The organism is Pseudomonas sp. NY15435 (genome assembly GCF_048068295.1).
Lineage (GTDB): Bacteria > Pseudomonadota > Gammaproteobacteria > Pseudomonadales > Pseudomonadaceae > Pseudomonas.
The window spans coordinates 481,853-504,265 of record NZ_JBLUQA010000003.1; the positions used below are offsets into that span (position 1 = coordinate 481,853).

Here is a 22,413-nt window from a genome sequence, read left to right on the forward strand (position 1 = left end):
CCCGGCCCTCAGCGAGCCACGCCACGCAGTTCGGCTACCTGCTCCTGCAGCAGCAGGCGCTTGGCCTCTTCCGGCGCAACGGGCTGGCCGGCCACCAGGCAGACCCGCGACCACAGCCGACGCAGGAAACCCTTTTGCGGATCACGGCTGAAGAAGCTCCCCCATAGCCCCTGCAGCGCCATCGGGATAACCGGTACCGGGGTCTCTTCGATGATCCGCTCCACACCGCCGCGGAACTCATTCATCTCGCCGTCCAGGGTCAGCATGCCCTCGGGGAAGATGCACACCAGTTCCCCTTCACGCAGGTACTCGGCGACTCTGGCGAACGCCTTCTCATAAGTCTCGGCATCCTCGTTGCGCCCGGCGATGGGCACGGCGCCCGCAGTACGGAAGATGAAGTTGAGCACCGGGATGCGGAAGATCTTGTAGTACATGACAAAGCGCACCGGACGGCGCACGGACCCGGCAATCAGCAGCGCGTCGACGAAGGACACGTGATTGCACACCAGCACCGCCGGGCCCTCGTCGGGAATGGCTTCGAGGTTGCGGTGATCGACCCGGTACATCGAGTGGGTCAGCAGCCAGACCAGGAAGCGCATGGTGAACTCGGGCACGATCTTGAAGATGTACACGTTCACCGCGACATTCATCAGCGAGAGCACGAGGAACAGTTCGGGGATGCTCAGCTTCGCCACCGACAGCAGCAGGATCGAGACGATCGCCGCCACCACCATGAACAGCGCGTTGAGGATGTTGTTCGCCGCAATCACCCGCGCACGCTTGTCCTCCTCGGTGCGCGCCTGGATCAGCGCATACAGCGGCACGATGTAGAAGCCGCCGAAGATGCCGATGCCAAGGATATCCGCCAGCACCGCCCAGGACTGCGAATGCTCCAGCACGGCCAGCCAGTTGTAAGGCTGCTCGCCCTGCGGGAAGCCGCCCGAGTGCCACCACAGCAGAATGCCGAACAGGCTCAGGCCGATGGATCCGAAGGGCACCAGACCGATTTCCACCTTCTTGCCGGAGAGCTTTTCGCAAAGCATCGAGCCCAACGCGATACCCACCGAGAACACGGTGAGAATCAGCGTCACCACGCTCTCGTCGCCATGCAGCAGTTCCTTGGCGTAGGTCGGGATCTGCGTCAGGTAGACCGCGCCGAGGAACCAGAACCAGGAGTTGCCCACCAGCGAGCGCGACACCGCCGGGCGCTGGCGCAGACCGAGCAGGAGGATGCTCCAGGACTGACGAAAGATATTCCAGTCAACCTTCAGCTCCGGCAGCGCGGCGGCCGCGCGGGGAATGTTGCGGCTGGCAAGGAAGCCACAGATGGCCACCATCACCACGGCAATGCCGACGCCAGCAGCGTAGTCCTGCCGAGACATCAGTACGCCCGCACCGATGGTGCCGCACAGAATGGCCAGGAAAGTGCCCATTTCCACCAGGGCATTGCCACCGACCAGTTCGTCCTCACGCAGGTGCTGCGGCAGGATCGAGTACTTCACCGGGCCGAACAGCGCCGAGTGGGTGCCCATGGCAAACAGCGCGAGGAACAGCAGCGGCAGGCTGCCGAACACGAAGCCCGCTGCGCCCACCGCCATGATCACGATCTCGGCCAGCTTCAGCGCGCGCATCAGCGCGTCCTTGTTGAACTTCTCGCCGAACTGGCCGCCCAGGGCGGAGAACAGGAAGAACGGCAGGATGAAGAGCAGCGCACAGAGGTTGACCAGCAGGTTGCGGTCACCACCGATGGTGAGGTGGTAGAGGATCGCCAGGATCAGCGACTGCTTGAAGATATTGTCGTTGAAGGCACCCAGCAACTGGGTGATGAAGAAGGGCAGGAATCGCTTGGTGCCCAGCAGGGCGAATTGCGAGTGTTGAGACATCGTCCTTGTATACCTGCGTAGCGGCCTTGAGCCGGAATGACAGCACGGATATGACGGCAACAGCGTGAAGAAAAGCCACATTTTCCGCACAAATCCATTCCGGTGATGAAATCCCGGACAGAAAAAAGCCCGTCACGCAGGACGGGCTTTTTCGCTGGAGCGGGAGGCGGTCAGAAGCCGACGCTGCCCTGCACGTAGAAGGTGCGGGGCTCACCCAGGTAGATACCGGCGTTGTTGTCGCTGGAGCGGGTGTAGTTCATCTGATCGAAGATGTTCTTCACCCCGGCGGCGACCTTCAGATTCGACGCCTGCGGCCCGAAGTCGTAGCCCACACGGGCGTTCCACAGCACATAGCCGGGGATGTCGCCGTACTGGCCATCGGCGCTCGGCTCGGTAATGTAGTTGCCGGTGAAGCTGCCGTTGGAGTTGGTGGTCGGGCCAGGCGCGCGCTGCCCCGACTGGGCGAAGCCGTCGAAGTTGTAGGTCCAGCGGTCGTGCTCGTAGCGCAGGCCGATGGTGGCCACCTGGCGCGAGTAAAGCGGCAGGTCGCGGCCCTTGAACGACGGGATCTCGCCTTCGTAGGTGGCGCGGGTGTAGGTGAAGGTGCCGTAGGCGGTCAGGCCGGCGAGAACCGGATCGAGCGCGGCCATGTCGTAGTGCGCCGAGGTCTCGATGCCCTGGTGCTTGGTAGCGCCCAGGTTGGTCCAGCCCACGTCGTTGCTGATGTATTGCAACTCGTCGTCGAAGTCGATGTAGAACAGCGTGACTTCGCCACCCCAGGTGCCGTTGTCGTAGCGGGTGCCTACTTCGTAGGTCTTCGCCTTTTCCGGCTGCAGGCCGCTGGCGGTGTCGTTGCCGCGGCCACCCTGGCCAAGCTGGAAGTACTGCAGGCTGCCGAAGGAAGTCTCGTAGTTGGCGAACAGCTTCCACTCGTCCGACAGGTGATACATCACCGCCAGTGCCGGTAGCGGCTCGTTGTAGTCCTTGCTGCGGTTCTTTTCCTGGACCGGCTTGCCCTTGTTGTCGATTACCGGGCGCTCGTGCCAGTCGGTGGAGATGCGCTCAAAGCGGATGCCCGGGGTAACGGTCCAGTTGCCCACGTCGATCTTGTCGTCGAGGTAGATGGAGTTCGCCTCGGTGCCGCCGGTGCGGTCCTGATAGATGTGGCCGTCAGCGCCCGGCTGCACGGTGGGAATGTTGTTCACCAGGCCGACCTGGCTGGCGCGTTCGTGCATCGCTTCCTTCAGGTAGCGATAGCCGATGCTGGCTTCCTGGGTGGTCGGGCCGACCATGAATATCTTCGACACGCGCGGCTCGATGCCGAAGGTGTGGTAGTCGCGCGGGTAGGACGCCAGGGTCTTGAGGTCGCGGTTGGCGATGGTGCTGCCGCGGAAGCTGTCGCTGTAGTAGGTCAGCACTTCCACTTGCGTGAGGTCGTCGATCTGCCGCTTGTACTTGAGCGAGACGTCCTTGCGGCGGCCGGTGAAGTTGTCGTAGTCGCGTACCGACTGGTACGGGTCCTTGTCGAACTGCGCCTGGGTCAGGCCGCCGGGCATGTCGGCGCTGCCGTCGTAGTAGTGGAAGTTGGCGGAGAACTCGTCGACATCGGTGGGCGCCCAGTGGGTCTTGAACATCACGTCGTCGATGTCGGTGGAATCGTTGCTGTCGCGGTAGCCCGCGCCCTTCACGCCCGAATACAACAGCGCAGCACCCATGCCGTTGTCGGCGGTACCACCCAGGAAGGCGTTGTAGAGCTTCTTCCAGCCGCCGTGGGAAGCAGTTTCCACGGTGCTGCCAACATCGCCGGAGAATTCCTTGGGAATCGCGCGGGTGACGAAGTTGATCACCCCGCCAACGTTCTGCGGGCCATAGCGCACGGAGCCGGCGCCACGCACGACGTCGACGCTGTCGAGGTTGCCGACCGACAGCGGGAACATCGACAGCTGCGGCTGGCCGTAGGGTGCCACGGCGGCCGGGACGCCGTCGATGAGCACGGTCGAGCGCGGCGACAAGCGCGAGGTCAAACCGCGCACGCCGACGTTGAGGGAAACATCGCTGCCACCGGTGCCGTTGTTGTCCTGCACCTGCACGCCGGGAATGCCGCGCAGCACGTCGCGCACGTTCTGCGCGCCCTCTTCGATCATCTGTTCGCGCCGCACCACGGTGCGGGCGCCGGGGTGGTTCTGCACCACCTGCTGGTCGGCCTCGCCGAGCCAGTCACCGACGACGGTGACAGTCTCCAGCTCCTTGGTCTCTTCCTCGGCCTGCGCTGGCAGCAGCGGCGTGGCCAGGGCTACGGCGATCGCCAGGCGCGACCATGAACGAACGTGCGACATGCATCCCCCTCCCCGGGTACTTCGTGAAGGGGCGGGAAATTAGAACTGATTGTAAATTTTGTAAATGCAAATGTATCGCAAATGAAAAAATATTCCGGTTGACTCAGATTCTCTTTTCGGCATCTCGAACAACTGTTCATCAGGCACGGCAATAGGCCACCAGCCCCTGTGCGATGGGAGTTCCGAGAATCGATGAAGACAATCAGGCCGAACGGAACGACCGAGCACAGGCCTGACGGTACTCACCGGGACCGACGCCATAAGCCTGCTTGAACTGACGGCTGAGGTGGCTCTGATCGGCGAAGCCCAGCTGCATGGCGACGTTCACCGGCATGCAGCCCTGCTTGAGCAGTGCCCTCGCCTGCTCCAGCCGACGCTGCTTGAGCCAGGCATGCGGCGGCAGGCCGGTGGCCTTGCGGAACACCCGGGCGAAGTGGAAGGGCGACAGCCCAACAGCGGCAGCCAGTTCTTCCAGTGACGGTGGCTCCATCAACCGTGAACCCAGCAGCTCGCGGGCCCGAGCCACAGCCACGGGCTCGTTCCCCGCTGGCGGCGCCTCGGGAATCCGCGCATGACGCTGGAACAGCATCAGCAAGGCCTCGCGCCAGCAAGTCTGGCGTTGCAGCACGGTGGCATCGGAATCCAGCAGGTGGTGCGCGGCGAACAGCGCCTGCACCAGTTCCGGGTCGAACACCACGCTGGCATCGAAGGACGGTGTGCCGCCTCCGCCCAGCTCCAGCTCCTCCAGCACGCCCGAGACCTGCGCCAGCTCTGGGTAGAAGCCGCGATAGCGCCAGCCGGCCTCATCGGCCTTGGAGCCGGTATGGACCTCGTCGGGGTTGATCAGCACCACGCTGCCGGCCGGGGCGAAGTGCTCGGCGCCACGGTGGTGGAAACGTTGTGCGCCCTGCTCGATCATGACGAAGGCGAAGCCTTCATGGACGTGGGGCGAGAACACCTGCTCGATATAACGCGCGTGCAGCAACTCGACGCCGCCCAACTCCTGGGCGCGCCAGAAGCGGGTGCGTTCGCCGCTCGCGTCGTGTTCTGCCATGGGTCATCCCGTCAATCGATTCTCTGAGCACCGCGCCCTTCGGGAGCTACTACGGTGCCAGGGCTTTCCCCTCACCCCACCCCAGCCTCTCCCTGAGGGAGGAGGGACAGTCCGTGCCGGCTGACACGATGGCTTCAGCCTGCGCCGATCAGTCCTCGCTCCCCTGGGGAGAGGGTGAGGGGTTCTGAAGCCGCGACCAGAGTAGCACTCAGCCGACGAAACCGGCTTCCAGCGTGGCCTTCACCTGGGGCCATTCCTGGTCGGTGATGCTGTACAGGATGGTGTCGTCCAGCCGGCCGCCAGCCAGGCGACGGTGGTTGCGCAGCACACCTTCGCGCACTGCGCCGAGCTTCTCTATGGCGCGCTGGGAGCGCTCGTTGCTGGCGGCAGTCTTGAACTGCACGCGGACCATCTTCCAGCTGTCGAAGGCATGGCGCAGCATCAGGTACTTCATCGTGGCGTTGAGGCCGCTGCCGTGCTGGGCCTGGTCCAGCCAGGTGGCGCCGATCTCGCAGGCCGGCAGCGCCGGAAGGAAGTCCATGAAGCGCGTGGTGCCGACGATCTGGTTGCCCAGGCGCACTACCAGCGGCAGGGAGCGGCCCTCGCGCTGGTCCGCCAGGCCCTGGCGGTACCAGTCCGGGCGCCCCGGCGCACTCATGAACTGCAGGACGTCACGGTTCTGCTCCGCCAGCGTCACCAGGTCCGGCACGTCGGCCTCCACCATCGGCTCCAGGCGCAGGGCCCCGCGCTGCAAGGTGATGGGTAACGGTCTGAACATGGCGCCCTCCTCGAAACTCGACGCGAAATCATCGCTCACATCAGAGCGTAGCGGCCCGATGAAGTGCCGCGTGCCGGCAGGCGCACGACAGACGGACCGCGAAAAGGCCGGCAAGCTACCAGCCTGGCGCCGCGTCCTCAAGTGTGAGGCGCGACACAGCGCCACTGAGACATTGGTAGCAGGCGTCTGACAGTTCCGGACTTTGGTGCGAAACTGCTGCCAGTGCTCCTGCGGGGGAGCCAGTTCACTTCCGGAGTCAGCATGTCGTTGTCCAGTGGGTTGATCGCAACGGTCGCCCTGCTCTACATGGCGGTCCTGTTCGCCATCGCGTTCTATGGCGACCGCCGTCGCGCCCCTCTTTCGCCGCGTGTCCGCGCCTGGGTCTACAGCCTCTCGCTGGCCGTGTACTGCACCAGCTGGACCTTCTTCGGCGCCGTCGGCCAGGCCGCCGACCAACTCTGGTCATTCCTGCCGATCTACGTCGGCCCCGTGCTGCTGATGCTCTTCGCGCCCTGGGTGCTGCAGAAGATGATCATGATCAGCAAGCAGGAGAACATCACCTCCATCGCCGACTTCATCGCCGCGCGCTACGGCAAGTCGCAGGCGCTGGCTGTGGTGGTGGCACTGATCTGCGTGGTGTGCGTGCTGCCCTACATCGCCCTGCAGCTCAAGGGCATCGTCCTCGGGGTGAACCTGCTGATCGGCGCCGGGCCCGACTCCACCGGCATCCGCGCCCAGGACACGGCGCTGATCGTGTCGCTGATCCTTGCGCTGTTCACCATCGTCTTCGGCACCCGCAACCTGGACGTCACCGAACACCACCGCGGCATGGTGCTGGCGATCGCCTTCGAATCGCTGGTCAAGCTCACCGCCTTCCTCGCCGTCGGCATCTTCGTCACCTACGGCCTCTACGACGGCTTCGGCGACCTGGTGGACAAGGCCCGCGTCGCCCCGCAGCTCAACGAGTACTGGAAGGAGACGGTGCACTGGCCGGCCATGCTACTGCAGACCGGTGTGGCGATGACTGCCATCATGTGCCTGCCGCGCCAGTTCCACGTACTGGTGGTGGAGAACATCGAGCCGCGCGACCTGAACCTGGCGCGCTGGGTGTTCCCGATCTACCTGGTGCTGGCTGCGTTGTTCGTGGTGCCGATTGCCCTCGCCGGGCAGATGCACCTGCCGGCTGGCGTGATGCCCGACTCCTTCGTGATCAGCCTGCCGCTGGCCGAGGCCCACCCGGCGCTGGCCCTGCTTGCCTTCATCGGCGGCGCTTCGGCGGCCACCGGCATGGTCATCGTCGCCAGCGTGGCGCTGTCCACCATGGTCTCCAACGACATGCTGCTGCCCTGGCTGCTGCGCCGCAAAGGCGAAGCCGAGCAGCCCTTCGAGGTGTTCCGCCACTGGCTGCTGACCGTGCGCCGGGTGAGCATCGCGCTGATTCTCCTGCTGGCCTATGTCAGCTACCGCCTGCTGGGCTCCACCGCGAGCCTCGCCACCATCGGCCAGATCGCCTTCGCCGCCATCGCTCAACTGGGCCCGGCGATGATCGGCGCGCTGTACTGGAAGCAGGCCAACCGCCGCGGCGTGTTTGCCGGCCTGGCCGCTGGCTCCTTCCTCTGGGCCTACACCCTGGTGTTGCCGGTCGTTGCCAAGGGCCTGGGTTGGCCGCTGGAAACCTTCCCCGGCCTGGCCTGGCTCGCCGGCCGGCCGTTCGGCCTGTCCATCGAACCGCTGACCCTCGGCGTGCTGCTCTCGCTGATCGGCAATTTCGCGCTGTTCGGGCTGGTCTCGGTGTTCTCCCGTACCCGTGTTTCCGAGCACTGGCAGGCCAGCCGCTTCATCGGCCAGGAAATCTCCCAGAAGCTCAGCTCGCGCTCGATGCTCGCTGTGCAGCTGGAAGACCTGCTGATGCTCGCCGCGCGTTTCGTCGGCGAGGAACGCGCGCGGCAGAGTTTCATCCGTTTCGCCTACCGCCAGGGCAAGGGCTTCACCCCAAGCCAGAACGCCAACGACGAATGGATCGCCCACACCGAACGCCTGCTCGCCGGCGTGCTCGGCGCCTCCTCCGCGCGCGCCGTGGTGAAGGCCGCCATCGAAGGCCGCGAGATGCAGGTGGAGGACGTGGTGAAGATCGCCGACGAAGCCTCCGAGGTGCTGCAGTTCAACCGCGCGCTGCTGCAGGGCGCCATCGAGAACATCACCCAGGGCATCAGCGTGGTCGACCAGTCGCTGCGCCTGGTGGCCTGGAACCACCGCTACATCGAACTGTTCGAGTACCCGGACGGGCTGATCTACGTCGGCCGCCCGATCGCCGACATCATCCGCTACAACGCCGAGCGTAACCTCTGCGGGCCGGGCGACCCGGACCTGCACGTCGCCAAGCGCCTGTACTGGATGCGCCAGGGCACGCCGCATACCTCCGAGCGACTGTTCCCCAATGGCAGGGTGATCGAACTGATCGGCAACCCGATGCCGGGCGGCGGCTTCGTCATGAGCTTCACCGACATCACCAACTACCGCGATGCCGAACAGGGCCTCAAGGACGCCAACGAGAGCCTGGAGCAACGCGTGCAGGAGCGCACCTTCGAGCTGTCGCAACTCAACCAGGCGCTGACCGAAGCCAAGGGCACCGCGGAAGCCGCCAACCAGTCGAAGTCGCGCTTCCTCGCCGCCGTCAGCCATGACCTGATGCAGCCACTGAACGCCGCGCGGCTGTTCTCCGCCGCCCTCGCCCACCAGGAAAAACTGCCCGAAGAGGCCACCGAGCTGGTACGCCACCTGGACTCCTCGTTGCGCTCGGCGGAAGACCTGATCACCGACCTGCTGGACATCTCGCGTCTGGAAGGCGGCCGCGTCAGTGCCGACATCGCGGCCTTCCCGCTGAGCAACCTGTACGACACCCTCGGCGTGGAGTTCCGCGTGCTGGCCCAGGAGCACGGCATCGACTTCCACGTGCGCGGCAGCAAGCTGCGCGTGGAAAGTGATATCAAGCTGCTGCGCCGCGTGCTGCAGAACTTCCTCACCAACGCCTTCCGCTACGCCAAGGGCCACGTATTGCTCGGCGTGCGTCGCGAGGCCGGGCACTTGCGCCTGGAAGTCTGGGACCACGGCCCGGGCATCCCGCCAGACAAGCTGCAGGTGATCTTCGAGGAATTCAAACGCCTGGACAGCCACCAGACCCGTGCCGAAAAGGGCCTGGGCCTCGGCCTGGCCATTGCCGACAGGTTGTGCAAGGTACTCGACCACCGCCTGGAAGTGCGCTCGTGGCCGGGCAAAGGCAGCGTGTTCAGCGTCAGCGTACCGCTGGCGCGCCAGCCGGCCCCGGCGCCGCTCAACGGGCACAAAGTGGAAACCCCGGAACAACTCAACGGCGCGCAGGTGCTCTGCGTCGATAACGAGGACAGCATCCTCACCGGCATGAACAGCCTGCTCACTCGCTGGGGTTGCCGCGTGCTCACCGCACGCAGCCGCGAGGAATGCCAGGCCCTGCTCGACGGCGACGCTCGCCCGCAACTGGCGCTGATCGACTACCACCTGGATGACGGCGAACTGGGGACGGACCTCATGGCCTGGCTGCGCACCCGCCTGGGTGAGCCGGTGCCGGGCGTGGTGATCAGCGCGGACGCTCGCCCCGAACTGGTGGCGCAGATCCACGCGGCCGGGCTGGACTTCCTGCCCAAGCCGGTGAAGCCGGCGGCGTTACGCGCGTTGTTGAGTCGGCATTTGAGCCTGAAGTAGATCGTCCAGCCGTGCCTGGCAGCGGCGGCGGTTCGCGAGCAAGCTCGCTCCTACAGCCACACCGAGCCTCTGAGTGGCTCTTGTAGGATCGAGGGGGACGCCCAGTTCTTGCTCGCGAACCCACCCAAAACCAGCAGCCAGCGATACTTCACGCCACCCTCCCGCGCCACTGCAACAACACCACCCCGGCAATGATCAGCCCAATGGCCAGATAGCCCTCGGGCGATAATCTTCGCACCGAAAACCCCGCCCAACCGAACTGATCACACAACGCCGACATGAGCATCTGGCCCGCCACCACGCATGCGAGGAACGTTGCCGCGCCCAGCTGCGGCGCCAGCATCACCGCCACCGTCAGATAGGCCGCCCCGAACAGCCCGCCGAGCCAGCCCCACCAAGGCGTGGTGGCAATGCCGGCAGCCGCTGGAAGCGGCACCCTGAACGCCAGCAGCGCAATGATCACCGCCGCCAGGCTCACCCCCAGCGACGTCAGGCTGGCACTCAACGGGTGTCCCAACTGGCGCCCCAGCAGCGAGTTGCTCCCAGCCTGCAAGGCAACCAGAGCGCCCACACCAATGGCGGGCAAGAGCAGAAGCAGTTTCGACATCGAAAATTCTCCATGGCTTGTCGATGAGGCTCAGCTTCTGCTATCCATCCAACGCATGGAAATGAATGAATGGTACAACCTGAATGCACTCAATTCATGACTTGCGCCGCATCGACCTCAACCTGCTGGTGATCCTCGACGCCCTGCTGGAAGAGCGCCACGTCTCCCGCGCAGCCGAGCGGTTGGCCATGACCCAGCCGGCGGTAAGCCATGCGCTGAATCGCCTGCGCGACTTGCTGGATGACCCGCTGCTGCTGCGCGCCGGCAACCAGATGCAGCTGACCCGCCGCGCCTTCGAGCTGGCCGGCCCGCTGCGGGACATCCTCGGTGGCGTGCGTCGGCTGGTGCTGGGCGACGACTTCGAACCGGCCAGCGCCGAGCTGGAGCTGCGCTTGGGTATGTCCGACTACGGCGCCTGGGTGGTGTTGCCGGCTTTGCTGCCGATCCTGCGCCGCGAAGCGCCGGGTATTCACCTGGACGTACGCCAGGCTTCGCGGGTGGGCATGGCGGAACAGGTGGCGAACGGCGAGCTCGATGGCGCTCTGGGCGTCTTCCCGATGCTGCCCGAAGGGCTGCGCGTACAGCGGCTGTTCGAGGAGCGCTTCGTCTGCCTGTGTTCGCGCGAAACCCTGGGCGCAAGAAAGCGCCTGGAATTGGACGACTACCTCGCCGCCCCACACCTGCGGGTTGCCCTGCAGCAGAGCCCAGCGGAAGAGATCGACAGCCATCTGGAAAAGCTCGGTCGCCGCCGCAAGGTCGCCGCCACCGTGCCGCACTTCAGCGTGGCGCCCAGCCTGTTGGCGGGCACTGATATGGTCCTGACGATTGCCGCGCGAATGCTCCCGGCTGATCTCGCCAGCCATGGCCTGGCCAGCTTCGAACCGCCCTTGAAGCTGGCGCCATTCGATTTCGTGCAGATCTGGTCAGACACCAGCGAGGACGACCCGGCGCGGCGCTGGTTGCGCGGCAAGCTGGCCGTGGTGACCAGCAGGACCTGAGGCGTTACTCCGGCGTTTCCAGCCGCCGGAGGATTTCCCCGACGCGCTCGCCGAGCATATCGTTGGCCGAGCGTTTCAGGCCGCGTGCCAACTCCACCAGCACCACCTGCTCGGCCACCGGCCGCAGGCGCTGAAAGACTTCGGCAAGTCGCTCCAGATCGGCAGCTCCGGGCAGCAGGTCGGCGCCGGGCTTGTCCACCAGATGAGTTACCACCAGGCGCACGATGCCGGCGGCGAGGTGCTCGGTATCACTGCGCAGCACCGCTAGATGATCCAGCAGCGACGCCAATGGAATACCCGCGCGGTACAGCTCGACACCGGCATTGAACAGGCGCGGGCTTGGAATGCTGATGCGCTCGCCATCGAAGGCCAACAGGCCCTGCGCCAGTGCCTGGTCGATCACTGCGTCGTTGAGCTCCTCGCCAAACAACGCCTGCAGGTCGCTGAACTCGATGCTGCCGGGCGACTCCAGGTTCCAGGGGCCGACGATAGCCTCGTCGAGGCCGAGCACGTGGTCCAGATCCTGGCCGCGCTCCCAGCTCTCCAGCAGTTCCTTGATATTGGCGATGTTGTAGCCACGCTCCAGCAAACGGTTGATCAACCGCAGGCGGCGCAGATGGCTGGCGAAATACACCCCGGCACGGCCCCGGCGCTCGGGCGGCGGCAGCAGGCCTCGGTCCTGGTAGGCACGCAGGTTGCGCACCGTGGTCCCGCCCTCGCGGGCCAGCTCATCCACGGAATACTCGCGCTCCTCTTCCAGTTCGGAAGGCGCGTCGTCCGGGCGCTGCAGCAGGCGCTGCAAGAGGTTCAGAGGTGTGCTCATGGCCGGATGATAGCCAGCGACATGCCCCCGGAACAATCGGAAGGATTAATCCTTCGGTGATCCCTTTCTCATCCCCGAGGCCCAACCAAAGACGGGAACTGCACCCGCCGTTTATCCCGTTTCCGCCCACAAGCCGCGCCGTCAGCGGTTCTCCGTTCCGGTAACACTCCAGGCCCGGCGCGCACGCATGGCGCAACGTTCAACGATGGGTCAGCATCGATCATGACATCGACCGATGTAACGATAACAACAACCAGCCTGGAGAAAGTCATGTCCCAAGGCGCCTGGGTGCCCACCCCCGAAGACCTGCGGCACTTCCGCGAGATTCAGCAACTGGCCTACCGCTGCTGCGAAACCATTGCCGGCGAACTGCGCCCGGGCATCAGCGAGCGCGAGACCGCCGCCCTGATGAAGACCTGGCTGCTTGATCACGGCGTGCGCGACTGGTTCCACCAGCCCTTCGCCTGGTTCGGCGCCCGCACTTCGTTCAAGGGTTTCGACGGCCTGCGCCACCTGGGCGGTTTCAACCTGGCCTTCTATCCCGGCAAGCAGCGCCTGGAAGAAGGCATGCCCTTCATCCTCGACTGCGCGCCAACCCTGGGCGCCTACACCGCCGACGTCGGCTACTCCGGAGCATTGGGCCACAACCTGCTGGTGGAACGGCTGATGGACGACCTGCTGGCACACCGCAACCTGATCGTCGAGCAGGTGCGCCAACGCCTGCCGCTGGCGGAAGTCAGCCAGTCGGTGGACCGTCTCTGCCATCGCCAGGGCACCCTGCCCCGACACAAGGCCTACCCCTTCGAAGTGCTGGCGCACCGCGTGGAAAAACTCGGCGCGCGTAATACCGGGCCCTCAGTGGCGCGCTTCGGCGTCCGCAATATTGCCACGCTGATGAAGAACGCCCTGGTCACCGGCCGCCGCGAAGGCTGGTCGCCGCTGTGGTCGAGCAACGACCGTTCGCAACACGCGCCAACGCCGGGCCTCTGGGCCGTCGAGCCGCACCTGGGCCTGCGCGGCGTGGGCGCCAAGTTCGAGGAACTGCTGGTGGTCACCGAGGACGATGCCTATTGGCTCGACGACGACCTGCCCCACGTGCGCCGCTGGACCGCGCGCGGCCTGATCAGCGCACCGGCGCGGCGGGAGGTGGCATGAACGCCATGCTGGAGAAAGCCCTGCCGGCACCGGAACGGCTGGATGTGCAGTCCGGCAACGTGCGCCTGGCGGTCTGGCGCTGGGGTGAGGCGCACCTGCCGATGGTGCTGTTCGTCCACGGCTACCCGGACAACCATGAAACCTGGCTGCCGTTGATCCGCCACCTGTCAGGCCGCTATCAACTGGTCGCCTATGACGTCCGCGGCGCTGGCGAATCGGATAAGCCGCGCAAGACCCGCGACTACCGCCTGGAACTGCTCAGCCAGGACCTCAAGGCAGTGCTCGACGCCGTCAGCCCGCAACGCGCGGTGCATTTGGTGGCCCACGACTGGGGTTCGATCCAGACCTGGGAGAGCGTCACCGATCCGCAGCTGCGCGCGCGCGTCGCTTCCTACACCAGCGTCTCCGGCCCCTGCCTGGACCACGTCGGCTTCTGGATGCGTGACCGTCTGCGTCGCAAGACGCCACGAGCGCTGCTGCAGATGGCCAGCCAGCTGCTGCACTCCTGGTACATCTACTACTTCCACCTGCCGCTGCTGCCATCGCTGTCCTGGCGCTTCGGCGCGGCGAAAGCGTGGCCGCAATACCTGCGCAAGGTCGAAGGCATCCGCAACCCGGTGCGCAACCCGCACCAGGCCAGCGACGGCGAACACGGCGTGAAGCTTTACCGGGCCAACTTCATCACCTCGATCTTCAAGCCGCGCAAACGGCATACCGAGGTGCCGGTGCAACTCATCGTGCCGACCCGCGACCGCTACGTAGGCCAGCAGCTGTTCCAGCAACTCTCGCTGTGGGCCCCACGCCTGTGGCGCCGCGACGTCACCGCCGGGCACTGGCAACTGCTCGCCGAGCCGGCTCAACTGGGCAACTGGATCGACGAGTTCGTGAGCCACATCGAGGGCGGCGAAGCGACGCCAGAACTGCAGCGCGCCGCACTGAAACCCGGCGCCGGCCCCTTCGCCGGCAAGCTCGTGGTGGTAACCGGCGCGGGCGGCGGTATCGGCCGTTCGACTCTGCTGAGCTTCGCCGAGCGCGGCGCCAGCGTGCTGGCCGCAGACATCGACCCGGCCGCCGCCGAGCGCAGCGCCGAGCTGGCCCGTGCGGTCGGCGCCAGCGCCCACAGCTATTGTGTGGACGTAGGCGACAGCGCCGCCATGGAGCGCTTCGCCCAGTGGGTGAAAAGCAGCCTTGGCGTGCCCGACGTGGTGGTGAGCAACGCCGGAATCGGCATGGCCGGGCCGATGCTCAAGACCACCCCGCAGGAATGGGAGCGCCTGCTGCGCATCAATCTGTGGAGCGTGATCGACGGCTGCCGGCTGTTCGGCCAGCAGATGGTCGAGGCCGGCAAGCCGGGCCACTTGGTCAACGTCGCCTCCGGCGTGGCCTTCGCGCCCTCGCGCAACTACCCTGCCTACGCCACCAGCAAGGCCGCAGTGCTGATGCTCAGCGAATGCCTGCGCGCCGAACTGGCCGGCCACGGCATTGGCGTCAGCGCGGCATGCCCGGGCTTCGTCGATACCGGCATCGTCCAGGCCACGCGCTTTGCCGGCATGAATGACGAACAACAAGCCAGACATCGCGCCAAGGTGCAGCGCTTCTATCGTCGGCGCCGGCTCAGCCCGGATACCGTCGGTGAGCGCATTACCCGCGCCGTAGAGCGCGACCAGCCGGTGGTGAAGGTCGGCAGCGAAGTGCACCTGGGCGCCCTGCAATGGCGCTTCATGCCCTGGCTGTCGCGCCTGTTCGCCCGCCTCAATCTCACTGCCTGAGAACTGCCATGAACGATCATCATCACAAGCTCGTGCAACGCAAGGTGCAGTTCGACTACAGCGACTCGCCACTGCACTGGATTCCCGGCGAGCCCGAGGCGTCCCACGCGATCAACGTCATCCATATGATGCTGCCGGCGGGCGAACTGTGGTTCTGCCGGCTGTACAACAAGGCCCTGCCCTTTGTGAAAGAAGGCCGGCTGCGCGAGGACGTACAGGGCTTCATCCGCCAGGAAGCGATGCACGCCCGCGCCCACTCGGGGGCTTTGGAGCGCTACCTGAGCCACCACGGCATCGACTCCACGCGCTACCTGAAGGTCATGGACTACCTGTTCGAGCAGCTGCTCAGCGACACGCCGCTGGGCATCGAACTGTTCAACCGCACACCCTGGCTCAAGCGCTGGTGGATCGGCCAGCGCTGCGCCATCGTCGCCGCGGTGGAGCACTTCACCTGCATTCTGGGCAAATGGATTCTCGAAGCCGATGCGCTGGACCGCGCCAAGGCCGACCCGGTGCTGCTCGACCTGTTCCGCTGGCACGGCGCCGAGGAAGTGGAGCACCGCAACGTCGCCCACGACCTGCACGTGCACCTGGGCGGCACCTTCATCAGCCGGCAGTTGTGGATGTTCGTGGTCTGGCCGCTGATCATCTACCTGTTCGCCTTCGGTACGCGCACGCTGTCGCGCCAGGACCCGACTATCGCCCGGCCACGCTCCTTCGCGGCGATCTGGCGCGATGGTTCGAAGGCCGGCGTGCTGCCGAAGATCAGCTCCCTGGCCACCAGCTTCCTGCGCTACTTCAAGCCCTGGTACCACCCCGACCACGAGGCCAACACCCAGGAAGCGCTGGACTACCTGGCCCGCTCACCGGCCGCCAGCCGGGCCGCGCGCGCCTCGTAAGGCCTGTCGGCGCGCCCGCGCAGTGGATGCAGGGCGCGGGGCAATCGCATACTGCGACATCCGTTATTCGATTCAGGGATGCCGCCGTATGCCGATGGGAACCTATCCGCTTCACCCCGCCCTTTCCTCCCGCGTGGAGCGCCTGCCGGAGCAGGTGGACGTGGTCATCGCCGGCAGCGGCATCATGGGTTGCGCCACCGCCTGGCAGCTTGCGGGCCTTGGCCTGAGCGTGCTGGTGCTGGACAAGGCCGGCCTCGCCAGCCAGCAATCCACCCGCGCCTGGGGCTTCGTCCGCCAGCAGGCGCGCGACCCGGCGGAAGTGCCGCTGATGATGGCGGCGATCCCGCTCTGGGAGCAGTTGGAAAAGGAGCTGCAACTGCCGCTGGAATGGCGCCAGGGCGGCTGCCTGTACCTGGCTGAAACCCCGGAGCAGCAGCACAAGTACGAGGACTGGCTGAAGGTCGCCGCCAACTTCGGCCTCGGCACCCGGCTGCTGGGCCGCGCGGAAGTCGCACAATTGATGCCGGCGCTGAGCGATCCCGCGCTCGGCGCCCTCTACACTGCCAACGACGGCCAGGCGGAACCGTGCCGCGTTGCTCCAGGTTATGCACTGCGCGCCATCGAGCGAGGTGCCTTGTTTGTCGAAGGCTGCGGCGTCACCGGCATTGACCGCGCGGCCAGTGCCGTCTGCGGCGTGCAGACCGAACGTGGCTATGTGAAGACCCGGCAGTTGCTGGTCTGCGCCGGAGCCAGCAGTTGGCGCCTGGTGCAGAGCCTGGGGCTGGAGCTGCCGCAACAGGCCGTGCGCTGCACCGTCTCGCGCACCAGCCCCGGTCCGGACGTCGGCGCGCAGAGCTTCATCGGCCACGGCATCGGTTTCCGCCAACGCGCCGACGGCAGCATCAACCTCGCCGACGAAACCCAGGCCGACATTGACCTCAATCTCGATTACCTGCGCGGCGCCAGGCACTACCTACCGCATCTGCCGGAGCACCGCGCGGGCTTCTCCTTCAAGCTGAACGGCGCACTCTTCCACGATCTGCGCCAGCGCCTGCCGGGTTCGGAAAGGGGCGTGAACGGCGCGGTACTGGGCGAGCGTGATCCGCAGGTGAAGGTGAACACTTCGCGTGTCTTCACTGCACAGCAGAATCTGGCGAAGGCCTTCCCGGCACTACGCGATGTGAAAGTCGTGGAAAGCTGGGCCGGTTTGATCGACGTGCTACCGGACGGCATTCCAGTGCTCGATGCACCAGCGCAAGTGCCCGGCCTGCTGATCGCCACGGGCTTCTGCGGCCACGGCTTCGCCATGGGGCCCATCGTCGGGCAACTGATGAGCCAGTGGATTCACAAGGGAGAGCCAGGAATGGACCTGCATGCCTTCCGGCTGCGGCGCTTCGCCGATGGGACCGCGGGCAAGCCTTACTCGCTATTCTGATTTTTTGTAGGAGCGAGCTTGCTCGCGAACAGAGCCCCCCGGCTGCATGGATGCATCCGGGGGATACGATTCGCGAGCAAGCTCGCTCCTACAGGAACAGCTACTCGCCCTCTTCCACCATCGGCGAATCATCGCTCAACGCCCGCTCCAGCCAATCCGTCGGCAGGTTCTTGCTGGCCCGCGCACCCAGCAGCTTCACCTGCTCGGCGCGGCTGATCAGGTTGCCGCGCCCTTCACAGAGCTTGTTGCGCGCCGCCGCGTAAGTCTTGTCCAACTGCTGCAGGCGGGTGCCCATCTCGTCCAGGTCCTGCACGAAGAGCACGAACTTGTCGTACAGCGCCCCGGCGCGCTCGGCGATCTCCCGGGCATTCTGGTTCTGCCGCTCCTGGCGCCACAGGCTGTCGATCACCCGCAGCGTCGCCAGCAGGGTGGTCGGACTGACAATCACGATGTTGCGCTCGAAGGCCTCCTGGAACAGGTTCGGCTCGGCCTGCAGCGCCGTCGAAAAAGCCGCCTCGATCGGCATGAACAGCAGCACGAAGTCGAGGCTGTGCAGGCCTTCGAGGCGCCGATAATCCTTTCCGGAAAGCCCCTTCACATGGTTGCGCAACGACAGCACGTGAGCCTTGAGCGCCTGCTGGCGGATCACCTCGTCCTCAGCGGCGATGAATTGCTGGTAAGCCGTCAGGCTGACCTTGGCGTCCACCACCACCTGCTTGTCGCCGGGCAGGCGGATCAGCACGTCGGGCTGGAAGCGCTCGCCGTCCGGCGCGCGCAGGCTGACCTGGGTTTCATACTCGCGCCCCTTCTCCAGGCCGGCATGTTCCAGCACGCGCTCGAGCACCAGTTCCCCCCAGTTGCCCTGGGTTTTCTGGCCCTTGAGCGCGCGAGTCAGGTTGGTGGCTTCCTCGCCCAGGCGCAGGTTCAGCTGCTGCAGGCGCTCCAGTTCCTTGGTCAGCGAGAAGCGCTCGCGGGCCTCGGCCTGGTAGCTCTCCTCCACGCGTTTCTCGAACGACTGGATGCGCTCCTTCAGCGGGTCGAGCAACTGCCCGAGGCGCTGCTGACTGGACTCGGCGAAGCGCTGTTCGCGCTCGTCGAAGATCTTCCCGGCCAGCTCGGCGAACTGGGCACGCAGGTCGTCCTTCGCGGCCTGCAGATCGCCCAGGCGCTGCTGATGATTCTCCTGCTGCTCGCGAAGCTCGGCCGAGAGCGCCGCATGCTCGGCGGAGAGGCGACGCAGTTCCACTTCCTTGTCGGCGCGCTCGGCCTGCCAGTCCTGCTCGGCATTGCCCAGGCGCGCGCGCTCGTCCTTGCCCAGCTCGACTTCGCGGCGCAGCGCCGCCGCTTCGGCAGACAGTTCGCCATGCCGACTGCTCAAACGCTGGAAGGCTTCGCGGTCCGCCTCGGCCTGCGCGGAGAGCCCGTCCTGCGCCAGCTGCGCCGTCGCCAGACGCTCACGCAGCAGGCTTGCCTCCTGTTCCACCTCCACCTTGCGCGCCTGCAGGCGCCAGGCGAGCGCAGCCATGGGCAGCAATCCGGCGAGCGCGCCGAGCAACAAGGCGGACAGATCGAGGGGCATGCAAGACTCCGAGGTGTGGCAATGGATCGCGCCAGTCTAACAGTCGGCCACCCGAACCGGCTTCGTCCCCTGTAAAGGCCCTGGAACAAGGCTCCTGAGCAAGCGCTCGGGACAATCCACAGAAGCTGTGGATAACTCAGTGGAGAACTTGCTGAAAACAGGCCATACCCCCAGTGAACTGGGGCCGTGTGACAGATTGGTGATTTTTTCACCAATCGAAATTTCCTTTATTTTTCAATAGGTTAAAAAACGCAAGGAAATTCGAGAGCTGGCTAAATGCAATGTTTCGAGGACTTGACAGAGTGCGTCGGCATTGTGCACAAGTGCGCGCCACGCAGCAGCCGGCCGCCCCCTTTCAGGGCAGCGGATTAGCAGTATTCCCAGGCAGACGGTGCATTCAACCGGGTGACGTGCGCGCCAGAAGCTCCGTCTTCCGACGCCGATACCCGGCGAATTTCATGCGATCTGAACCTCCCGGCGCAGCGCTCGCTGCGGCCGGAGGACGCGGGGTGGTTCGGGAAGCTGAATCGCCAACTGCTCGGCGGCACAGACCCGCGCGTAGATGCGCTCAGCTGCACTGCGGCTGTTGCAGTCATAGAAGAACTGATTGAGGTACACGCGCCAGCGACGATCGTCACTGGGATGGATGGTTATCCGTATATCCATGGACTGGCACTCCCTGCTTGGCCATCCCGCAACATACACCGCTCACCGTGACACGACAGTGGCAAAACGATGAGCGGTCAGGCTGGATGCGGCAGTCTGCCATCCACCAGAAAGTGCTCGCGCCGATGGATACGCGGGCTGTCGGGCACCTGGGCGTGCTTGAAGGCAACGTACTCCGATGTGGTCTCGCACAACCAGGGCGTGAGGTTGCGCGGACGCTTCTCGGTGAACGCCGAAGGAGCGAACAGGGCCACATTGACGCCGCCCCGCGGGCACCGCGCCGAGCGATACTCGAACGCCTCCACCCCTGCGTCGCGCATCGCACTGCCCAGGCCCTGGGTGACGCTGTAATCCTGCGGATCGAGCAGCGCCTCGTGCTCGCGGAACGGCGGCAGATGCAGGCGCACGCCCTTCTGCACCTGGAAACGGGCCTCGAACGATGCGTGCTCGGACAGGATTCGCCCGCTGGGCGGCGGTGTCGCCATCCCCTCCCAGAGCACGAAACGGTAGAAGGCCGACTCCGCCATCGCCGTTTCCAGCACGAGCGCGCCGTAGAACAGGCTCGGCTCATGACGCCGACCGAAGCGCGAGCCCCAGCGCAGCGGCGGATAGCGAAACGGCGTCTTCAACAGGTAGTGCAGCGGCTCGGCGGGCGGCGGCATGCGCGGCTTGCTGGTTTCCAGCAACTCCTCCAGTAGCGCCTGCTCCTCCAGGGTGTCCACCAGTTGCAGCGTCGCTACCTGGCCCTGGCTCTCCACCATTCGTACCAGTCGCCCGCGAATGGGGGCGACGACCGAACTTTCATATTCAGCCCAAAGACGGGCGCCGGCTTCGAAGGACATTCAGACCTTGCCCCGGATGGCGTCCAGGTACTCGACCACGGCGACCAGCCCCTGCACCTGCTCCATCAGTTGCAGCGGCACACCACCCAGATGACGGTTCTCGGTACGCAGGAAATGGCGCATGTCCTCATGGTTGCCCCCGAACAGGGCGAACAGCGCGCGGTAGATGCGCACCAGCAGCAACGCCAACTCGCCGGTCTTGCTGTCCACCCGCAGGCCGTTCTGCTTCCAGCGGCTCACCGCGCTACGGTCCACTCCGACAATAGCGGCCAGTTCCTGCTGGGTCATCGCCAAGTGCTCGCGAGCGGTCAGTACTGCCTTCGCCAGGACGGCATCGGCGGCCGGTTTTTCCTTCAGCAGAGCGCTCATGGCGAAACTCCATCCAGTGCATTTGTTCCAAACATACCATCAAATGCTGCAACTGCACAAAGCAGATCCGCCGGATTTCCCGCCTGACAGCCGTGTATCAATGCGCTGACAAAGCCGAGATTCTCTTTACCGAACATTTACTTAGGCTTGGCGTTCATTGACTCCGCCGTGCGGTCTCATGAAATACCCGGATTGTCCGGGAGATCAATGCAGGATCACGCACCGGCGAAGTCGGCTGCGTCAGGAGAAATACCATGAAGAAGTCTGTCGCCCTACTCTGTGCCGCCCTGATGCTCGGCAGCCCGCTGGCGAGTTTCGCCCAGCCGGGGGGCGGCCCGGACAATGGCCAGAACCGACCGGATAATCGACCGCCGCAACAGCAACAGCAGCGGCCGCACCAGCCCCAACAGCAACGGCCAACCCCGTCACCGCAGTATCAACAGCCTCACGATCACTACAATCAGGGACGCAATGGCCACGCCGATCCGCGTTACTACAAGAACCCGAACTACCGCCCCCAGGCTGGCATGCCCGTGCCCCATCGCGAGTGGCGCCACGGTGTGGTTGTAGCACCGGCGTATCGCGGCGACCGCTACTGGGTCACCGACTGGAATGCCCGCCACCTGTACGCACCGCCGCGCGATCATCGCTGGCTGTATGTCAACGGCGACTACGTCCTGATAGCCATCGCCAGCGGCGTGATCGTCAACATCCTCGCCGGTTACTGATTCATCTCAGGCGCTGGCGTCGCCCACCGCGCGCAACTGGGCGACAACGGTCTGGATCGCTGGATTGATATGCCGGATGTCCTTTGTTCCGGGAATTCAGGCGGCGGGAAATATTGAAAGCGCCTTCGCAGGGCCAGACAAAGGCCCTAGGATAGGCGCCTTTATTTTCCAGCCCGCCGCCATGGACAAGAAACGCGCCTACCAACTGATCCTTGCCCGCCTCGCCGAAGACCTCGACGTCGCCGTGCGCGCCGCCCGGACGGCCCACGAGACCGCAACCCACGAGGAAAACATCGCCGAGAACAAGTACGACACCCTCGGGCTGGAAGCCGCCTACCTCGCCGCCGGCCAATCGCGCCGCGTGGAAGAAATCCGCCAGGCGCTGTCGCTGTTCGAGAACCTGCAACTGCGCGATTTCGACGAAGAACAGGGCATCCAGACCAGCGCCCTGGTGCAGCTGATCAACGAACAAGGCCAGCAGCGCTGGGTGTTCCTCGGCCCGGATGGCGCTGGCCTCAAGGTGCAGTACGAAGGCTGCGAGATACTCGTCATTACCACCCGCGCCCCTCTGGGCAGCGCCCTCCTCCATCGACACCCCGGCGACGAAGTCGAGGTGGGCGCTGGCAGCGCCCGCCAGCGCTACGAAATCCTCGATGTCTGTTGACGGGTCAGCCGCCCAACTGATCAACGACGCTCGAGCGCATCGATGAAAAATCTGAGCGGAACAGACAATACCCGGCGCGCCCACTGACAC

17 protein-coding genes and 1 pseudogene are annotated in these 22,413 nt (G+C 65.3%); 8 read left to right on the top strand and 10 right to left on the bottom strand.

Translation table 11 applies throughout. From position 1 onward, the window contains the following. Positions 1-8 precede the first annotated feature (8 nt). The 4 genes and pseudogenes from ACNFH5_RS09470 to ACNFH5_RS09485 all read right to left on the bottom strand — a co-directional run bounded on the left by ACNFH5_RS09470 (position 9) and on the right by ACNFH5_RS09485 (position 6,083). Entirely contained in the window at positions 9-1,883 is a 1,875-nt protein-coding gene (locus ACNFH5_RS09470) for an MFS transporter (protein ID WP_416745377.1), read from the bottom strand. 170 nt (positions 1,884-2,053) lie between these two features. Continuing rightward, positions 2,054-4,219 carry a TonB-dependent receptor family protein gene (locus tag ACNFH5_RS09475; protein ID WP_416745379.1) on the bottom strand — a complete coding sequence of 722 codons (2,166 nt, stop codon included), beginning with the start codon at positions 4,217-4,219 and terminating at the stop codon, positions 2,054-2,056. A gap of 202 nt (positions 4,220-4,421) precedes the next feature. Further along, positions 4,422-5,273: an AraC family ligand binding domain-containing protein gene (locus tag ACNFH5_RS09480; protein ID WP_416745381.1), complete on the bottom strand. Its 852-nt coding sequence runs from the start codon at positions 5,271-5,273 to the stop codon at positions 4,422-4,424. A 208-nt stretch (positions 5,274-5,481) separates the two neighbouring features. Further along, a pseudogene (locus tag ACNFH5_RS09485) lies at positions 5,482-6,083 on the bottom strand (GNAT family N-acetyltransferase). A gap of 229 nt (positions 6,084-6,312) precedes the next feature. On the opposite strand from ACNFH5_RS09485, the gene ACNFH5_RS09490 reads away from it, so the two are divergent. Next, positions 6,313-9,789 (top strand): NahK/ErcS family hybrid sensor histidine kinase/response regulator, encoded by a 3,477-nt coding sequence (locus ACNFH5_RS09490; RefSeq protein WP_416745383.1) that lies wholly within the window; start codon positions 6,313-6,315, stop codon positions 9,787-9,789. A 148-nt stretch (positions 9,790-9,937) separates the two neighbouring features. Here the strand turns inward: ACNFH5_RS09490 and ACNFH5_RS09495 are convergent, their stop codons facing one another. Continuing rightward, positions 9,938-10,396: a DMT family transporter gene (locus ACNFH5_RS09495; protein WP_416745385.1), complete on the bottom strand. Its 459-nt coding sequence runs from the start codon at positions 10,394-10,396 to the stop codon at positions 9,938-9,940. Positions 10,397-10,479: 83 nt separating this feature from the next. Between ACNFH5_RS09495 and ACNFH5_RS09500 the strand changes: the two genes are divergently transcribed. Continuing rightward, positions 10,480-11,394, top strand: coding sequence for a LysR family transcriptional regulator (locus ACNFH5_RS09500; RefSeq protein WP_416745386.1), 915 nt, complete (start codon positions 10,480-10,482; stop codon positions 11,392-11,394). 4 nt (positions 11,395-11,398) lie between these two features. Here ACNFH5_RS09500 and ACNFH5_RS09505 read toward each other — a convergent pair whose 3' ends face one another. After that, complete coding sequence (locus ACNFH5_RS09505) at positions 11,399-12,217, bottom strand: MerR family transcriptional regulator (protein WP_416745388.1); 819 nt, start codon at positions 12,215-12,217, stop codon at positions 11,399-11,401. A gap of 270 nt (positions 12,218-12,487) precedes the next feature. Between ACNFH5_RS09505 and ACNFH5_RS09510 the strand changes: the two genes are divergently transcribed. The 4 genes from ACNFH5_RS09510 (at position 12,488) to ACNFH5_RS09525 (ending at position 17,475) form a co-directional block, all read left to right on the top strand. After that, positions 12,488-13,372 carry a M24 family metallopeptidase gene (locus tag ACNFH5_RS09510; protein WP_416745390.1) on the top strand — a complete coding sequence of 295 codons (885 nt, stop codon included), beginning with the start codon at positions 12,488-12,490 and terminating at the stop codon, positions 13,370-13,372. Next, complete coding sequence (locus ACNFH5_RS09515) at positions 13,369-15,141, top strand: SDR family oxidoreductase (RefSeq protein ID WP_416745391.1); 1,773 nt, start codon at positions 13,369-13,371, stop codon at positions 15,139-15,141. Before ACNFH5_RS09510 ends, ACNFH5_RS09515 begins: the two co-directional genes overlap by 4 nt. 8 nt (positions 15,142-15,149) lie before the next feature. Beyond that, the gene (locus ACNFH5_RS09520; protein ID WP_416745393.1) at positions 15,150-16,040 is read left to right on the top strand and encodes a metal-dependent hydrolase; all 891 of its coding nucleotides are present in this window, start codon (positions 15,150-15,152) and stop codon (positions 16,038-16,040) included. A gap of 88 nt (positions 16,041-16,128) precedes the next feature. Beyond that, complete coding sequence (locus tag ACNFH5_RS09525) at positions 16,129-17,475, top strand: NAD(P)/FAD-dependent oxidoreductase (RefSeq protein ID WP_416745395.1); 1,347 nt, start codon at positions 16,129-16,131, stop codon at positions 17,473-17,475. A 100-nt stretch (positions 17,476-17,575) separates the two neighbouring features. Here ACNFH5_RS09525 and rmuC read toward each other — a convergent pair whose 3' ends face one another. The 4 genes from rmuC to ACNFH5_RS09545 form a co-directional block, all read right to left on the bottom strand. Then, positions 17,576-18,940 carry a DNA recombination protein RmuC gene (gene rmuC, locus ACNFH5_RS09530; RefSeq protein ID WP_416745658.1) on the bottom strand — a complete coding sequence of 455 codons (1,365 nt, stop codon included), beginning with the start codon at positions 18,938-18,940 and terminating at the stop codon, positions 17,576-17,578. 570 nt (positions 18,941-19,510) lie between these two features. Beyond that, positions 19,511-19,720 (bottom strand): hypothetical protein, encoded by a 210-nt coding sequence (locus tag ACNFH5_RS09535; RefSeq protein ID WP_416745397.1) that lies wholly within the window; start codon positions 19,718-19,720, stop codon positions 19,511-19,513. Between the two features lie 77 nt (positions 19,721-19,797). Further along, positions 19,798-20,562, bottom strand: a complete 765-nt coding sequence (locus tag ACNFH5_RS09540; RefSeq protein ID WP_416745399.1) for an RES family NAD+ phosphorylase — start codon at positions 20,560-20,562, stop codon at positions 19,798-19,800. Next, on the bottom strand, positions 20,563-20,931 hold the full coding sequence (locus ACNFH5_RS09545; protein ID WP_416745401.1) for an MbcA/ParS/Xre antitoxin family protein: 369 nt from the start codon (positions 20,929-20,931) through the stop codon (positions 20,563-20,565). Positions 20,932-21,185: 254 nt separating this feature from the next. Between ACNFH5_RS09545 and ACNFH5_RS09550 the strand changes: the two genes are divergently transcribed. Both ACNFH5_RS09550 and ACNFH5_RS09555 read left to right on the top strand, forming a co-directional pair. Continuing rightward, positions 21,186-21,659 (top strand): RcnB family protein, encoded by a 474-nt coding sequence (locus tag ACNFH5_RS09550; RefSeq protein WP_416745403.1) that lies wholly within the window; start codon positions 21,186-21,188, stop codon positions 21,657-21,659. Between the two features lie 181 nt (positions 21,660-21,840). Further along, positions 21,841-22,323: a GreA/GreB family elongation factor gene (locus ACNFH5_RS09555; RefSeq protein ID WP_416745405.1), complete on the top strand. Its 483-nt coding sequence runs from the start codon at positions 21,841-21,843 to the stop codon at positions 22,321-22,323. Positions 22,324-22,413 lie beyond the last annotated feature (90 nt).

Coding starts and splice junctions, on each gene's coding strand:
- ACNFH5_RS09470 (WP_416745377.1), bottom strand. CDS start 1,883: ATGTCTCAACACTCGCAATTCGCCCTGCTGGGCACCAAGCGATTCCTG.
- ACNFH5_RS09475 (WP_416745379.1), bottom strand. CDS start 4,219: ATGTCGCACGTTCGTTCATGGTCGCGCCTGGCGATCGCCGTAGCCCTG.
- ACNFH5_RS09480 (WP_416745381.1), bottom strand. CDS start 5,273: ATGGCAGAACACGACGCGAGCGGCGAACGCACCCGCTTCTGGCGCGCC.
- ACNFH5_RS09490 (WP_416745383.1), top strand. CDS start 6,313: ATGTCGTTGTCCAGTGGGTTGATCGCAACGGTCGCCCTGCTCTACATG.
- ACNFH5_RS09495 (WP_416745385.1), bottom strand. CDS start 10,396: ATGTCGAAACTGCTTCTGCTCTTGCCCGCCATTGGTGTGGGCGCTCTG.
- ACNFH5_RS09500 (WP_416745386.1), top strand. CDS start 10,480: ATGCACTCAATTCATGACTTGCGCCGCATCGACCTCAACCTGCTGGTG.
- ACNFH5_RS09505 (WP_416745388.1), bottom strand. CDS start 12,217: ATGAGCACACCTCTGAACCTCTTGCAGCGCCTGCTGCAGCGCCCGGAC.
- ACNFH5_RS09510 (WP_416745390.1), top strand. CDS start 12,488: ATGTCCCAAGGCGCCTGGGTGCCCACCCCCGAAGACCTGCGGCACTTC.
- ACNFH5_RS09515 (WP_416745391.1), top strand. CDS start 13,369: ATGAACGCCATGCTGGAGAAAGCCCTGCCGGCACCGGAACGGCTGGAT.
- ACNFH5_RS09520 (WP_416745393.1), top strand. CDS start 15,150: ATGAACGATCATCATCACAAGCTCGTGCAACGCAAGGTGCAGTTCGAC.
- ACNFH5_RS09525 (WP_416745395.1), top strand. CDS start 16,129: ATGCCGATGGGAACCTATCCGCTTCACCCCGCCCTTTCCTCCCGCGTG.
- ACNFH5_RS09535 (WP_416745397.1), bottom strand. CDS start 19,720: ATGGATATACGGATAACCATCCATCCCAGTGACGATCGTCGCTGGCGC.
- ACNFH5_RS09540 (WP_416745399.1), bottom strand. CDS start 20,562: ATGTCCTTCGAAGCCGGCGCCCGTCTTTGGGCTGAATATGAAAGTTCG.
- ACNFH5_RS09545 (WP_416745401.1), bottom strand. CDS start 20,931: ATGAGCGCTCTGCTGAAGGAAAAACCGGCCGCCGATGCCGTCCTGGCG.
- ACNFH5_RS09550 (WP_416745403.1), top strand. CDS start 21,186: ATGAAGAAGTCTGTCGCCCTACTCTGTGCCGCCCTGATGCTCGGCAGC.
- ACNFH5_RS09555 (WP_416745405.1), top strand. CDS start 21,841: ATGGACAAGAAACGCGCCTACCAACTGATCCTTGCCCGCCTCGCCGAA.